The sequence below is a fragment of the Telluria sp. ZT3P26 genome (assembly GCF_059686035.1).
In genome coordinates this window covers 391,580-405,406 of sequence record NZ_JCASII010000003.1, presented here as the reverse complement: position 1 = coordinate 405,406, position 13,827 = coordinate 391,580, and the positions used below count along the sequence as shown (strand labels likewise).

Genomic DNA, 13,827 nt, shown 5'->3' with positions numbered 1-13,827 from the left:
AGGCGATGTTGTCAAGACAGCTAGAATGCGCGATGCCATGGCAGGCGTCAAGCGCATGCTACGATGCGCGTTTTTTTGCCCGTCCATGCTCATGTCTACGTTTTCGCACCAGCTACTGCGCCCGATGCTGCCCGCCGATCTCGCCGCCGTGCTGGACATCCAGGCCGCCTGTTATCCGGCGGCGATGCAGGAGCCGGCCGCGGTGGTCGCATCCCGGATAGCAGTGGCGGGCAGCACCTGCCTGGTCGGCATGCAGGACGGCGTCGTGCGCGGCTACCTGTTCGCCTATCCGTCGCGCCTGGGGCTGGTGACCGACCTGAACGCACCATTCAAGGTAGCGCACGAGCCGGACACGCTGTACCTGCACGACCTGGCGATCGCGCCGTGCGCACTGGGGCGCGGCCTGGCGCGCGCGCTGGTTGACGACGCAGTGCGCCTGGCACGCACGCTGGGATTGCCGCACGCGGCGCTGGTATCGGTGCAGGACAGCGCGCGCTTCTGGGAGGCGCTGGGCTGGCGCGAAGCGTCGACGCAGTGCGCTGGCCTGCAGACGTATCCGGACGGTGCGCTGTACATGGTGCGCACCCCGACCTAGGCGTTACTTGACCCGGCGGACCTTGGCCGAACTGTTGCCGCCATCGACCTTCAGGAACAGCGTGCCGAACAGGTTGCGCTCGATCGTCACCGCGGCATCCTTCTTGCGCGGCAGGACGGCGTCGCTGCCGTCGATGATGCGCCAGACCTGGCCATTGGCCAGGCGGATCTGCGAGCCGGGCCCCCAGCCGTCGAAGTCGCCCACGACCGTGCTGCGGATCGAGGCCGGCTGCGCTTCACGCTGCTTGACCGCTTCCATGCCGAAGTTCTGTTCCGGTGTGCGCGCCGGTACAGCCGCAGCGACCGGACCGGCAACGCCGACAGGAATTGCGTCGTAGCAGGCCACGCGCGTGGCAGTATCAGGCAGGGCGCGGCATTTGAGCAGCGCGGCATCGTCGGCGCGTGCAGTGCTGCTGGCAAGCAGCAGGGCAGCCATGAGGACGGGCAGGGGCAGGGCTTTCATCGGGGTCCTTCGGGTAAGTGGAGTCGCGCCCCGTAGCAGGGCGCTCACGATTATAGGGGATGTGCAGGGTGGTGGGGCCAGCATGCAGGGCGCCCGTCTTCACGGTGACGGCCATGGTGAATGTGACATGTTTTGTCGGAGAATCTGACACGTTGTCTGCGCGGTCTTCGCAGTCATCATAAATGTTGTTTAGAATCAACGGGATGCTGGCATCACATTCATGGGCGCGATTCTTGCTGAGGTAGGGTAGGAACTTTCCGAGGAGATCATCCATGAGACGCATTACCCCCATCGTCGCACTGCTGGCTGCCACCCTGACGCTGCCGGTCCAGGCGGCGGTCACGTACAGCTGGCAGCAAGTGAGCGCATCCAGCGCGATGCCGACCGGCCTCAACCTGGAACTGGCGTTCTCCGACGAAGCCGTCGCCGCCGGCGCGCTGTCCGTGAATATCCGCAACGAATGCGACATCGGGCCGCCGTGCCTCGATCCACAGTCGAGCTTACTGTCGCTGCGCTACTGGTTCGATCACCCGACGGTCAGCGGGCAGCACAATCTGATCGACTATGGCTACCTGACCCCGCCGCGCAATTATTACGACCGGATCGTCATGGACCTGACGTTCCTGCCCGGTGGCCTGCTCGGGGGCAGCATCTTCGCGTCGGATGGCAATTCGGATTTCCGGATGGCGAGCCAGGGTGCGCTGTTTTACGTGATCGACGCCAACAGCGACGAACCGTTCGGCTGCGGTCTGCAATACCCGAACTGCAGCGGCGCCAGCGGCATGCTGGTCGCTGCTGCACGGGAAACGATCGCCGTGCCGGAGCCGGCCACGGGCGCGATCGTCGGGCTCGGGCTGGTTGCGGCCTGGTGTGCGCGCCGGCGCCGCCGTCCGGTGCGCAGCAACGCCTGACGAAACGGCTTTCAGGTCAGTTCGCCGGGGCCAGCAAGGCAGCCGTGTCGGGGGCGCCCATCTTGAGCGCCGCATCGTAGGCGCTCACGCCGGCTACATCGCGCGCTGCCGGGTCGGCGCCGCGCGCCATCAGCAGCTCGGCAATCGCGACCCGGTTGAACATCGCGGCGAACATCAGCGCGGTCCGGCCCGATGGACCGGTGAAGTCGGGCAGGGCGCCGTTGTCGAGCAACAGCGTCGTCATGGGCAAATCGCCCTTGAACGCCGCGCCGTGCAACGGCATTTGCCCCGCATCGTTGATGAGGTGCGGATCGGCGCCGTGCCCGAGCAGGACGCGCGCTGCGTCCAGGTGGCCGTGGTAGCTGGCCAGCATCAGCAGGCTGTCGCCTTTTTCGTTGCGCAGGTTCGGCGGCAGGCCGCGCGACAGGAACGCGGCGAGATGGTCGGCGTCGCCAGTCCGCGCATACTGGAACATATTGCGCGCCATGTTCAGCGCAGCCTCGTCCAGCTCGGCTTTTGTCGGCGTCGCCGCCTGGTCGTTCGTGTGCATTGCATGCTCCGGATCGAAATAAAGGTTGATTAAAACATATCTGAATCCGGCGCGTGGTCTACACGCTCTGGCGTGCGGCCGCATGCCCGACTGCTTCACGGAGCCAGACCGGCAGCGCCAGTGCCGGCAGCAGCATGCCGACCAGCAGCGCCGCATGCCAGCCATACGCCGCATACACCCAGCCGCCCAGTGCGGAACCGAGCGCGCCGCCAGCAAAAAACAGCGCGAAGTACAGGCCATTGAGGCGACTGCGCATGTCGGCGCCCAGCGCGAACAGCGCGCGCTGGCCCAGCACCAGGTTGGCGGCCACCGCAGCGTCCAGGGCAATGGCGGCCACGGCCAGCAAGCCGAGCGCGACCGGCCTGGACGACGGCGCGAACAAGGGCAGCAGGAAGCTCAGCGCACCCACCACGAGGGCGACGGCGGTGGCTTTCATCGTGTGGCCGGCATCGGCCAGGCGGCCGGCAACAGGAGAGGCCACGGCGCCGGCCATGCCGACCAGCGCAAACAGCGCGATGCCGTTCTGCGTGAGGCCGAACGCCGGGCCGGCCAGCGCCTGTGGCGCCACCGTCCAGAACAGGCTGAAGGCGCCGAACAGGCCGGCGTGATACAGCGCGCGCCGACGCAGCACCACGGTCGTGGTCAACAGCGGCCATAGCGAGCCGATCAGGCGACGATAGGGTTGTGTCGCCGTCGGCTGGCGCAGCGGCAACTTGATATGCAGCAGCACGGCCAGCAGGGCGACCAGCGCAGCGGCGATGCCGAACACGGTCTGCCAGCCACCCAGGCCGGCCAGCACGCTTGCCACCGGCCGCGCCACCATGATGCCGAGCAGCAGGCCGCTGACGACCTTGCCGACCACCTGGCCGCGTGTGGCGTCCGGCGCCAGATGGGCAGCGAATGGCACCAGCACCTGCGCCACGACGGCGCCCAGTCCGATGGCCAGCGCGGCCAGCAGGAATGCCCACGCGGTGGTGGCAGTGGCCGCAACCACCAGCGCGCCGCTGGTGACGAGCAGGCCGGTGACGATCAGGCGCCGGTTTTCCAGCAGGTCGCCAAGCGGGACGATGAACAGCAGGCCCAGCGTGTAGCCGATCTGGGTCAGCGTGACGATCAGGCCGGCCGCCGCGGGCGGCAGCCCCAGCGCAGCGCCGATCGGGCCGACGAGGGGCTGCGCATAATACAGGTTGGCGACAATGATGCCGGCGGCCGCTGCCAGCAGCATGACCATGCCGGACGAGAGCGAGGATGACCTGGGGGCGTTCATGGCGAACTCCATGGAATGGGTGAGGGAATGTGGCCATGCTACGCAGGTCGCGCACAAAGATAATCAGGGCATAATGCGCTTATACCATTCACTTTATATGAACAATCATGGACAAGGTGAAAGCGATGCAGACGTTCGTGCGCATCGTCGAGGCGAACAGTTTCACGCGCGCGGCCGAGTCGCTCGACCTGCCGCGCGCATCCCTGACGGCCACGCTGCAGAATCTCGAACGCTACCTGGGCGCGCAACTCCTGCAGCGCACGACGCGCCGGCTGTCGCTGACGCCGGAGGGCGAGCGTTACTACGCCCACTGCAGCGCGATCCTGGCTGCCATCGATGATGCGGAAGGCGACTTTTTGGGCGAGCATGCCGGCCGCATGCAGGGCCGACTGCGCATCGACCTGCCGGGCGCGCTGGGCCGCGCCATCGTGCTGCCGCGCATCGGCGAGTTTCGCCAGGCCTATCCGGCGCTCGACCTGACCATCAGCCTGGGCGACCGCCTGGTCGACCTGACCGCCGAAGGCATCGATTGCGCGTTGCGCGTGGGTGACTTGCCCGATTCGAGCCTGGTGGCGCGCCGGATCGGCCTGATGCGCTTCGTGATCGCGGCCACGCCCGGCTACCTGGCGGGGCGGGGCACGCCTGCGACGGTCGACGAACTGGGCCAGCACGACGCGATCGTGCATTTCTCGGGCCGCACCGGGCGCGCGTTCGAGTGGACGCTCTCAGGTGAAGCAGAGGGTGTGGAGGGCGCGGTCCGGGTGGCGATGAATGGCGGCATCGCCGTCAACGACGCCGAGGCCAACCTGCTGTGCGCGTTGCAGGGGCTGGGACTGGCGCAACTGGCGCGCTATCAGGTGCGCGCGCACGTGGCGCAAGGCGCGCTGGCCGTAGTGCTGCCCACCCTGTGCCCGACGCCGATGCCGGTGTCCCTGCTGTACCCGCGGGGCCGCATCGCCAATCCGCGCCTGCAGGCGTTTGCCACCTGGCTGGCCGGGGTGTTCGAGGCCGACCCCGACCTGCGCCTGGCGCCGGATTAGCGCCAGTGCAAACGCGCCTCAGAAGTCCACGTTCATCGACAGCCAGAGCCGGCGTGCATCCAGCGTGTTGACGTAGACGCTGCCGTAAGTCGGCGCCGCTGCCGGGGTTGTGCGATAGGGCCGGTAGTCGATGAAGTCCTTGTCCAGCAGATTGTAGATCGCGGCATTGAGCGTGATGGCCGGCGTGACCTGGTAGCTGGTGCCAAGGTGCAGCATCGTGTAGCCCTTGAAGTCGCCCAGCGCCGCGCTGGCGGCACGGGTCGCGGCCGACGTCCCCGGATCGCGGAAGCGCTCGCTGCGGTGCTCGGCGCGCAGCCAGGCATTCCAGCCGGACGACACGTCCCAGGTCAGGCGCGCATTGAACGCATGCCTTGGCGTGTCGGATAGCGGTTTCCCCGCATTGTCGCCGCTTTCCTGTTCGCTGTCGGTATACGTGTAGTTGGCGCTGGCGATCCAGCCGGCGGCCAGCGGGAAGCGCGTCGCGAACTCGACGCCGCGCGTGACGGCCTCGTCCACGTTGATCGACTGGCCGAAGGCATCGACGTTCGGCCAGTTGCCGAAGCTGACGCAGCCGGGCCGGTTCGGTGCCGGGCGGTAGGTGCAGTTGATGAGGCCAGTGCCGCTGGTGATCTTGTCCTTGAAATCGTTGTTGAAGACCGTGGCATTGGCGGTCCAGCCGGCGCCGTTGTCGAAATAGGCGCCCAGTTCGGACGTGACGCTGGTCTCGGGCTGGAGGTTCGGGCTGCCCACGAGCGGGATCGTGCCCTGGCCGCCGAAGCCGTTGATGCCAGGGGTCAGCTGCTCGACGCGCGGGGTCTTGTAGCCCTTGCTCACGCCGCCCTTGACGGTCCAGCGGGGCGAGGCGCTCCAGACCAGGTAGCCGCGCGGGCTGGTCTGGCCGCCGAAGATGCTGTGGTCATCGTAGCGCGCACCGACCGTCAGCGACAGGCGCTCGTGCAGGCGCCACTCGTCTTCCACGAACAGCGCTTTCTGCGTGAACGCGAACGCTTGCGGCGCGACGCCGTCGATCATCTCGGCATCCCAGTGCTGGGCGCCGATGGTGGTCAGGTGCGCGCCCCACGGCACCAGCAGCTTGGTGTCGAACACCTTGCTCTCGACCTCCAGCGTGCGGGGCGTGCCGGGTACGGCGCCCGGCGTACCCGGCGGAATGGTGCGGCCGATGGTTTCCGTGTTGTTCACCATATAGCTGCTGTCCCAGGTGCCGAACGGCAGGCGCGCCTTGTACGACAGCGTCGTCTGGTCGCGGTTGTATTTCTGCTCCGGACCGTAGCCACCCGTGCCCAGCGTCCCGAGCTGGCCGCGCGTGTTGTCATAGGTCTGGCGCGTCCTGTCGGCGTCGAGCACGAATTCGTGGTTGCGGTGCGGGGTAAATGCCAGGCGCGCGCCCAGGTTGTCGACCTTCTGCCTGACCGGGTTGGCGTTCTGGACCAGCGGCCGGGCCGGGTTGATCTCGTCGTACGAGATGCTGGCCTCGTCGCGGCGCAGCGTGCTGCCGCGCAACGACAAGCCCAGCACATCGGCCGCGAGCGGGCCACTCAGGTAGAACTTGGCGCCCTTGACGTCGCCAAACTGGTCGTCTTCCTGCAGCGTATAGTCGGCTGCCACTGAGCCGGCCTAGCGCTTGCCGACCTTGCGCGTGATGATGTTGATCACGCCGCCCATGGCATCCGAGCCGTACAGCGTCGACATCGGACCGCGGATGATCTCGATGCGATCGATGGCACTCACCGGCGGCATGAAGCTGGTCGAGGTACCGCCGAAGCCATTCGGCGTGACATTGCCGGCCGCGTTCTGGCGCCGGCCATCGATCAGGATCAGCGTGTAGTCGCTCGGCATGCCGCGGATGCTGATGTTCATGCCACCGGTCTTGTCGCCGGACGCGCCCACGTCAATGCCTTCCACGCTCTCGAGCGCCTGCGCCAGATTGCCGAAGCGCTCTTTCTGAAGCTGCTCGCGGCTCAGCACCGTGATGGACGCCGGCGCTTCGCGGATCGTCTGCTCGAAGCCGGCCGCGGTGACAACCACGGTGGGCATGGCCGCCGGCAAGTCATCAAGCAGCGCGTCAGCGGCGAAACCGGCAAGCGGCATCGCGCCGATGGCCAGGCTCAGGATAGTGCGGGCAAACTGCGGGGCAGGCGAACGGTCGGTCATTCTTCAGGCATCCTTTTTTATCATTAGTATTTAAGCTTCGCGTCAATACGTAAAAAGAAGTAAAGATCGCGGAACGGCGCCATTCTAATCATAAATGCGAATCATTCCTATTCAAATTTTCATGGCGCGCGTGTCGGAAGCTGGTCATGCACCGGCGCGCTGCCCATGTCACCGGGGTTTCCCGCTATGATGGCGGGTGGTGCCCGCAGAGGGTGCCGGCCCCCTGCGATCAACCCAGCCACTGGAGCATCATGAAGACGTACCTGACCCTGACCATGGCGGTGACATTCGCCGTCGCCGCGATCCCTGCCGCCCACGCGAACCCCGACCTGGCCAAGGCCAAGGCCTGCATGGCGTGCCATGCCATCGGCGCCAAGCTGGTTGGCCCGTCCTACAAGGATGTCGCGGCCAAGTACGCGAAGGATGCCGGCGCCGAGGCGCGCCTGGTCCAGAAGATCCAGAAAGGCAGCAGCGGCACCTGGGGTCCGATCCCGATGCCGGCCAATCCGCAGGTTACCGAAGCCGATGCCAGGGTCCTGGCGAAATGGATCCTGGCGCAGAAATGACCCACCGGCGGCCCCGACCGGGGCCGCGATCACCGTGCCTGGCGCGTTCTTTGCATACAAGCAATGAACTCAACGCCAGGAGCGGCCGATGTTCTTGCACAACGATGTCATCGAATACCTCGATCCACCGGGCCATCTGGTGCGGATTCTCTGGATCGACGTGGCGCATGGCGTTGCGTATCTCTACCCGCTGCGGCAGCCGAGCGCCACGCCGTGCAGCACTCCCCTGCAGGTCCTGATCGCCGACGTCTTGATGCGACGCGCGCGCCTGCTGCTCACCGATCCGTGTCGTGCGCCGCGCGCCGAGGCCCCGTCCGGCAAGCACCGCCTGCTGCAGATGAAGGCGTGGGATGCCGTGAGCGCGCTGCACCGTGACGTACCGCAGGTGTACCTGCCACGCCCGCGTGCAGCCTTGCTCAGCGCCTATGCCGGCACCCATGCGGTGTCCGTCGCCACGCTCATGCGCTACCTGCGCCGCTACTGGGAGCGGGGCCAGACGATCGACGCGCTGCTGCCCGATTACGCCAACTCCGGCGCGCGCGGCAGGACGCGCTCGGCCAGCGCCGGCGTCAAGCGTGGCCGCCCGCGCAATGGCGCGACGAGCGGTGCCAATGCAGGCACGAACACCGACGCCGCGCTGCGGGCGCTGTTCGTGGCCGCCGCCGCGCACTTTGCCGCCACCCACCCGCGCTTCTCGCGGCCTGCGGCGTATCGCCAGATGCTGCTCGACCACTTCGCCGACTGTGCGCCCGGCGTCATTCCCAGCTACGGCCAGTTCAACTACTGGCTGGATCGCGACGGCGTCGACCACACCCATTGAAGTGCGTATTTACGCCACAACGGTGCAGTGTCGATTTGGCACGCTCCGGGCGTGTGCGCAGGCCCCGCTGGCCACTGGCCCTCGGTCCATTCCATGTTCCAACGAATAAAGTCTGGACGCGCCATGCCGTGCGCATCGGATACGCCAGCGTCACGTTTGTCAATACGAATGACAGTGTGCCTGTTCCGAATCTTGTTTGCATAGCACGACTTACGCGGTGCTTACATTCGGAAAAACAGGCGCAGCACTTTATTTTAATAAGTAACGTATTGACGTAATTGCCCCCTGCTTGGCACAGGTATTGCTGATAGGCCACTAGTTGCAAGGTCTTTCCAGTAACACCAAGTGGAGGTTATGCATGGATCGTTTGACACCGTCGTTGACCCGACGTGAGTTTCTGTACCGCGCCGCCGCCGTTGGCGGTTCGGCGCTGCTGATGAGTTCAATGAATGCCTGGGGCATGGGGATCGCGTCCAGGACCACGACCCCGCCCCTGCTCGCCGGCAGCGGCAAGGGCAAGAAAGTCGTCGTGCTGGGCGCCGGCCTGGCCGGCCTGACAGCAGCCTACGAACTGGGCAAGCTGGGCTACGAAGTCCAGGTGCTCGAGGCGCGAGCTTACGCCGGCGGGCGCTGCCAGACGGCCCGCAAGGGCTTCGCGCTGCAGGAGCTGGGCGGCGAGGCCCAGCAGTGCCGCTTCGATGCCGGCCAGTACATCAACCACGGCCCGTGGCGCATTCCGCTGGACCACCAGTCCACGCTGTATTACGCGCGCCAGTTCAAGGTGCCGCTCGAAGTGATGGTCAACGAGAATGACCATGCGTACGTGTACCTCGAGGATGGCGGTCCGCTGTCGAAGCAGCGCTTGCGCGGCGCACAGATCAAGGCCGACATGCGCGGCCACGTCGCCGAGCTGCTGGCGAAATCGGTCACGGGCCACCAGCTCGATACCCAGCTGACGGGCGACGACCAGCGCCTGCTGCTCGATTACCTCAGGCACGAAGGGGCGCTGGACGCCGGCGACCTGGCCTACAAGGGCCGCAGCGGGCGCGGTTTTGCCACCAACCCCGGCGCCGGCCTGGTGCCGGGTGCGGGCACGCCGTCCGATCCGCTGGCGTTTCGCGATCTGCTGGCGGCCCGGGTCGGCAAGGTCTACAGCGCGGTGCAGGAGTTCCCGATGCACGCGACGATGTTCCAGCCGGTCGGCGGCATGGACGCGATTCCGCGCGCATTCGCCCGGCGGCTGGGCGGGCGCATCCGCTATCTCGCCGAAGTCCAGCGCATCCGGCAGGGCGACGACAAGGTCACGATCGACGTGCGCGACACGGTCAGCGGCGTGCTCTCGCGCGTCACGGCCGACTATTGCCTGTGCACGGTGCCTCTGTCCGTGCTGCGCATGATCGACACCGATTTCTCCGACGGTTTCAAGGCCGCCATCAAGGCTGTCCCGTATGCGCCGGTCGGCAAGATCGGCCTGCAGATGGGGCGCCGCTTCTGGGAAGAAGACGACCACATCTACGGCGGCCACGTGCTGACCGACCTGAAGGGCATCAACACGATTTCGCTGCCGTCGGGCGGCTGGCAGCAGAAAAAGGGCGTCGTGCTGGGCTACTACCACTACGCGCTGGACGCCATTGAAGTCAGCGGGATGACGCCGCTTGAACGGACCGAGTTCGCGCTTGCGGCCGGCGAAAAGATCTTCCCGGCCTACCGGGCAAGTTACGAGAGCAGTTTTTCGGTTGCGTGGCACCGGGTGCAGTACAGCCTGGGTGGCTGGGCCGAATGGACCGATGCCGCGCGCAAGAGCGCGTATCCAGTCCTGCTCGATGGCGAGCGCCGGGTGCTGCTGGCCGGCGAACACCTGAGCTACCTGACCGGCTGGCAAGCCGGCGCCATCGAATCGGCGTGGCAGCAGGTCGAGGCGCTGCACCGGAGGGCCAGCGCATGAAGATCCTGACCATTGCACTGGCGATTGCCTGTTCACTGGCCGGTGCAGCCCAGGCCCAGACTGCCGCACCGGCAGACGGCAAGACGCTCTTCGCGAAAAACTGCGCCGCCTGCCACCAGGCCAATGGCCGCGGCATTCCCGGCGCGTTTCCCGCGCTGGTCGCCAGCCCGGTCGCGACCGGGCCGGTCGACGGCGTGGCCGACGTGCTGCTCAAGGGTCGCGGCGGCATGCCCGATTTCAGCGCCAGCCTGAACGACACCGATATCGCGGCCGTGCTGACCTATGCGCGCAGCAGCTGGGGCAACCACGCGCCACCCGTCGCCAGCGCCGAAATTCAGGCGCGCCGCATGGCGCTGCAGGTTGCGCCGGCAAGCGACAACCGCTTCGGCAACAAGCACTGATGCTGTTTTCTTTTTCCACGCCCATGAAAGACGATCCGATGACACTCGCTGCTTTTCGTTCTACCTCGTGCCTGGCCGTAGCGCTGCTGCTGGCCCCTGCCATCGCCAGCGCCGCAGCCGCGGACATCGTGCGCCACAAGATCCCGAACTCGGATTTCCCCATTGCCCTGGCGGTGTCGGTGCCACCCGGCGCCACGATCCACTTCATCAGCGGTCAGGTGCCGCCGGTTGTCGACAAGGCGGCCGGTGCGGACACCATTGCGGCCTTTGGCGACACCAGGACTCAGACGGTCGGCGTCCTGCAAAAGATCAGGGAGATCCTGGCCGGCATGGGCCTCGGGATGGGCGACGTCGTCAAGATGCAGGTGTTCCTGGTGGGCGATCCGGCGCAGAAAGGGCGCGCCGACGTTACCGGCTTCATGGCCGGCTATACCCAGTTCTTCGGCGGCGCGCAGCCCAACCTGCCGGCGCGCGCAGTGATGCAGGTTGCGGGCCTGAGCAATCCGGGCTGGCTCGTTGAAATCGAAGTCGTGGCAGCAAAGAAGTAAGCGGCGCGGCGCCGGCCCGGCCACGCCAACCATACCAATAACAGAATTCGCCAAACAGGGATCCACCATGTACAAGACCATCATTCATACCAGTGTCGCCGCCGCCTTGCTGTCGTGGGGCGTGGCTGCCCACGCCGCCGACAAGGCGCCTGATCCGGCGGTCGACACGCCGGCCGCCGCCATCGCGCCCGACGCCCCGGCGATCGCCAGTACCGGCGTCGTGATCGTCACGGGCACGCGCGCCGCCGGCCTGACGGTCGCGGACAGCGCCTCGCCGATCCAGGTACTCGACGCGTCGTCGCTGGCCCGCACCGGCCAACCCGACCTGATCCAGGCGCTGGCCCAGAACCTGCCATCGCTCAATGCCCAGGCTTTCGGCAGCGACATGGCGGCCATGACGTTGTCGGCGCGCCTGCGCGGGCTGTCGCCGAACAACACGCTGGTGCTGGTCAACGGCAAGCGCCGCCACGGCACCGCCAACCTGGCCGTGCTGGCCGGGGCGTTCCAGGGCGGCGCTGCGGCCGACCTGAACTTCATCCCGGTGGCCGCCATCGAGCGCGTCGAAGTGCTGCAGGATGGCGCGGCGGCGCAATATGGCACCGACGCCATCGCCGGCGTCATCAACATCATCCTCAAGTCCAATTACCGTGGCGGCAGCGCGAACGTGAATGGCGGCGGCTACATGGACGGCGGCGGGCACACCGGCGACGGCATGGTCAACCTTGGCCTCACGCCATTCACCGACGCTTTCCTGTCGCTGACGGCAGAGACGAAGTACCACGGCTTCTCGGAGCGCGGCGGGATCGATCCGCGCGTGGTCGATCCGGCCACGATGGCGGCGATGCCGTCGCTCGTGAATGCGCCGGGCTACCCGTACCTGAACAAGATCCAGGGCGACGCCCAGTACCGCCAACACATCTTTGCCGCCAATTTCGGCGTCGACCTGGGCGGCGACACCGAGCTGTACAGCTTTGCCACCTACGGCAAGAAGGAAGCGCGCGCCTTCGAGAATTACCGGATGCCGAACCGCCTGCCCACCATCTACCCGCTGGGCTTCAGCCCGCAGGAGACGTTCGACGAAGAAGACTATGGATTCACGCTCGGCATCAAGGGCAAGGTGTTCGGCAACTGGAACTGGGACCTGTCGAGCACCTACGGCAAGGACGTGGCCAAGCTGGGCGTGGCCAATTCGGCCAACATCTCGCTGTTTACCGATACGGGCGCGACGCCGCTGTCGTTCAAGGCCGGCGAATTTCAGGCCAGCCAGTGGACCAACAACCTCGACCTGCGCCGCGAGTTCGATGTTGGCATGGCCACGCCACTGACGCTGGCGCTGGGCCTCGAGCACCGCCGCGATACCTACGCGATCGTCGCGGGCGACGCCGCGTCGCGCTACAAGGAAGGTGCGCAGTCGTTCCCGGGCTTTTCGCTGACCGACGCCGGAAAACACAGCCGCAACAACAAGGCGGTCTACGCGAATATCGCGGTGCAGCCCGTTGCCGGCTGGACCGTCGACATCGCCGGACGCTTCGAGGACTTCAGCGACTTCGGCAACGCCAAGGTCGGCAAGCTCACGAGCCGTTACGACTTCACGCCGGATGTGGCCGTGCGGGCCACCTACAGCAACGGCTTTCGCGCGCCGACGCTGGCCGAATCGTTCTACTCGGCCACCAATGTGTCGCCACGCAGCGCCTTCGTGCAACTGGCCCCGAATTCGCCGGGCGCGCGCCTGGTGGGCATTGATGGCCTGAAGCCGGAAGCATCGACCAATATCAGCGCCGGCCTGGTGCTCAATCCGGCCGCCGGCGTGGCTGTCACGCTCGACGCTTATCAGATCACGATCCGCGACCGCATCGTCGGCAGCGGCTCGCTGTACGGTTCCGGCGGCGCGATCAATTCGCCGGCCGTCACGGCGGCCATCCTGGCCAATGGCAATGTGCTCGATCCGACCGTCGTGCAAACCGGCATCAATATCTTCACCAATGCGGTCAACACCCGTAGCCGCGGCGCCGAAGTGGTCGCCACCCTGAGCAGCAACTACGGCGCGTACGGGCGCGTGGACTGGTCGGCGGCGGCCAACTACAACAAGGTCGAGGTCATCAAGATCAACCAGGCGCCGACGCAGCTGGGCGCGCAGACGCTGCTCGACGCTACCGCGATCTCGCACCTGGAAACGGCTTCGCCCAAGGTGCGCGTGAACCTGGGCGGCTTGTGGCGCATCGGCGACTGGACCGTGAACCTGCGCGAGAATTATTTCGGCAAGTCGTCCGAACAGTTCTCGACCGACGGCGCGGTGTATCGTGAAAACCGGATCAAGGCGAGCCTCCTGACCGACCTGGAAGTGAGCTACCAGATCAGCAAGGCGTGGAGCGTGTCGCTGGGCGCGAACAACCTGTTCAACGAGTACCCGGACAAGGTCAATCCTTTGATCCTGGCAGAGCAGCGCGCCAACCTGGATAACGGTGCGGTGACGATCTACCCGGGCTTCTCGCCGTACGGGATCAACGGCGGTTACTACTACGCGCGCGCGGCCGTGAAGTTCTGAGCGCG

The 13,827-nt window shown here is 66.4% G+C and carries 14 protein-coding genes; 9 read left to right on the top strand and 5 right to left on the bottom strand.

Annotated elements, in window-relative coordinates; genetic code table 11:
- Positions 1–91 precede the first annotated feature (91 nt).
- On the top strand, positions 92–595 hold the full coding sequence (locus tag AC56LN_RS12550) for a GNAT family N-acetyltransferase (RefSeq protein ID WP_499572103.1): 504 nt from the start codon (positions 92–94) through the stop codon (positions 593–595).
- 3 nt (positions 596–598) lie between these two features.
- On the opposite strand, the gene AC56LN_RS12545 is transcribed toward AC56LN_RS12550, so the two are convergent.
- Complete coding sequence (locus AC56LN_RS12545) at positions 599–1,057, bottom strand: hypothetical protein (protein WP_499572101.1); 459 nt, start codon at positions 1,055–1,057, stop codon at positions 599–601.
- 272 nt (positions 1,058–1,329) lie between these two features.
- Here AC56LN_RS12545 and AC56LN_RS12540 point away from each other — a divergent pair, with 272 nt between their 5' ends.
- Positions 1,330–1,968, top strand: a complete 639-nt coding sequence (locus AC56LN_RS12540; RefSeq protein ID WP_499572100.1) for a PEP-CTERM sorting domain-containing protein — start codon at positions 1,330–1,332, stop codon at positions 1,966–1,968.
- Positions 1,969–1,984: 16 nt separating this feature from the next.
- Here AC56LN_RS12540 and AC56LN_RS12535 read toward each other — a convergent pair whose 3' ends face one another.
- Together AC56LN_RS12535 and AC56LN_RS12530 are read right to left on the bottom strand one after the other, a co-directional pair.
- The gene (locus AC56LN_RS12535; protein WP_499572098.1) at positions 1,985–2,518 is read right to left on the bottom strand and encodes an ankyrin repeat domain-containing protein; all 534 of its coding nucleotides are present in this window, start codon (positions 2,516–2,518) and stop codon (positions 1,985–1,987) included.
- Between the two features lie 58 nt (positions 2,519–2,576).
- A complete protein-coding gene (locus AC56LN_RS12530; protein WP_499572097.1) occupies positions 2,577–3,785 on the bottom strand; it encodes an MFS transporter in 1,209 nt (402 codons plus the stop codon).
- A gap of 107 nt (positions 3,786–3,892) precedes the next feature.
- Here AC56LN_RS12530 and AC56LN_RS12525 point away from each other — a divergent pair, with 107 nt between their 5' ends.
- On the top strand, positions 3,893–4,825 hold the full coding sequence (locus tag AC56LN_RS12525) for a LysR family transcriptional regulator (protein ID WP_499572095.1): 933 nt from the start codon (positions 3,893–3,895) through the stop codon (positions 4,823–4,825).
- A gap of 18 nt (positions 4,826–4,843) precedes the next feature.
- Here AC56LN_RS12525 and AC56LN_RS12520 read toward each other — a convergent pair whose 3' ends face one another.
- Together AC56LN_RS12520 and AC56LN_RS12515 are read right to left on the bottom strand one after the other, a co-directional pair.
- Entirely contained in the window at positions 4,844–6,451 is a 1,608-nt protein-coding gene (locus AC56LN_RS12520) for a TonB-dependent receptor domain-containing protein (protein WP_499572093.1), read from the bottom strand.
- Positions 6,452–6,460: 9 nt separating this feature from the next.
- A complete protein-coding gene (locus AC56LN_RS12515; protein ID WP_499572091.1) occupies positions 6,461–6,997 on the bottom strand; it encodes a TonB-dependent receptor plug domain-containing protein in 537 nt (178 codons plus the stop codon).
- Between the two features lie 251 nt (positions 6,998–7,248).
- Between AC56LN_RS12515 and AC56LN_RS12510 the strand changes: the two genes are divergently transcribed.
- The 6 genes from AC56LN_RS12510 to AC56LN_RS12485 all read left to right on the top strand — a co-directional run bounded on the left by AC56LN_RS12510 (position 7,249) and on the right by AC56LN_RS12485 (position 13,822).
- Positions 7,249–7,563 carry a c-type cytochrome gene (locus tag AC56LN_RS12510; RefSeq protein ID WP_499572089.1) on the top strand — a complete coding sequence of 105 codons (315 nt, stop codon included), beginning with the start codon at positions 7,249–7,251 and terminating at the stop codon, positions 7,561–7,563.
- A gap of 88 nt (positions 7,564–7,651) precedes the next feature.
- Positions 7,652–8,383, top strand: a complete 732-nt coding sequence (locus AC56LN_RS12505; protein WP_499572088.1) for a hypothetical protein — start codon at positions 7,652–7,654, stop codon at positions 8,381–8,383.
- A gap of 358 nt (positions 8,384–8,741) precedes the next feature.
- Positions 8,742–10,328: a flavin monoamine oxidase family protein gene (locus AC56LN_RS12500; protein WP_499572086.1), complete on the top strand. Its 1,587-nt coding sequence runs from the start codon at positions 8,742–8,744 to the stop codon at positions 10,326–10,328.
- A complete protein-coding gene (locus AC56LN_RS12495) occupies positions 10,325–10,729 on the top strand; it encodes a c-type cytochrome (RefSeq protein WP_499572084.1) in 405 nt (134 codons plus the stop codon). The genes AC56LN_RS12500 and AC56LN_RS12495 overlap by 4 nt, the downstream gene beginning before the upstream one ends.
- A gap of 38 nt (positions 10,730–10,767) precedes the next feature.
- Positions 10,768–11,277, top strand: coding sequence for a RidA family protein (locus tag AC56LN_RS12490; protein WP_499572083.1), 510 nt, complete (start codon positions 10,768–10,770; stop codon positions 11,275–11,277).
- Between the two features lie 67 nt (positions 11,278–11,344).
- A complete protein-coding gene (locus AC56LN_RS12485) occupies positions 11,345–13,822 on the top strand; it encodes a TonB-dependent receptor plug domain-containing protein (protein WP_499572081.1) in 2,478 nt (825 codons plus the stop codon).
- Positions 13,823–13,827: the final 5 nt, after the last annotated feature.

Coding starts and splice junctions, on each gene's coding strand:
- AC56LN_RS12530 (WP_499572097.1), bottom strand. CDS start 3,785: ATGAACGCCCCCAGGTCATCCTCGCTCTCGTCCGGCATGGTCATGCTG.
- AC56LN_RS12490 (WP_499572083.1), top strand. CDS start 10,768: ATGACACTCGCTGCTTTTCGTTCTACCTCGTGCCTGGCCGTAGCGCTG.
- AC56LN_RS12510 (WP_499572089.1), top strand. CDS start 7,249: ATGAAGACGTACCTGACCCTGACCATGGCGGTGACATTCGCCGTCGCC.
- AC56LN_RS12545 (WP_499572101.1), bottom strand. CDS start 1,057: ATGAAAGCCCTGCCCCTGCCCGTCCTCATGGCTGCCCTGCTGCTTGCC.
- AC56LN_RS12550 (WP_499572103.1), top strand. CDS start 92: ATGTCTACGTTTTCGCACCAGCTACTGCGCCCGATGCTGCCCGCCGAT.
- AC56LN_RS12525 (WP_499572095.1), top strand. CDS start 3,893: ATGGACAAGGTGAAAGCGATGCAGACGTTCGTGCGCATCGTCGAGGCG.
- AC56LN_RS12535 (WP_499572098.1), bottom strand. CDS start 2,518: ATGCACACGAACGACCAGGCGGCGACGCCGACAAAAGCCGAGCTGGAC.
- AC56LN_RS12505 (WP_499572088.1), top strand. CDS start 7,652: ATGTTCTTGCACAACGATGTCATCGAATACCTCGATCCACCGGGCCAT.
- AC56LN_RS12540 (WP_499572100.1), top strand. CDS start 1,330: ATGAGACGCATTACCCCCATCGTCGCACTGCTGGCTGCCACCCTGACG.
- AC56LN_RS12500 (WP_499572086.1), top strand. CDS start 8,742: ATGGATCGTTTGACACCGTCGTTGACCCGACGTGAGTTTCTGTACCGC.
- AC56LN_RS12485 (WP_499572081.1), top strand. CDS start 11,345: ATGTACAAGACCATCATTCATACCAGTGTCGCCGCCGCCTTGCTGTCG.
- AC56LN_RS12495 (WP_499572084.1), top strand. CDS start 10,325: ATGAAGATCCTGACCATTGCACTGGCGATTGCCTGTTCACTGGCCGGT.
- AC56LN_RS12515 (WP_499572091.1), bottom strand. CDS start 6,997: ATGACCGACCGTTCGCCTGCCCCGCAGTTTGCCCGCACTATCCTGAGC.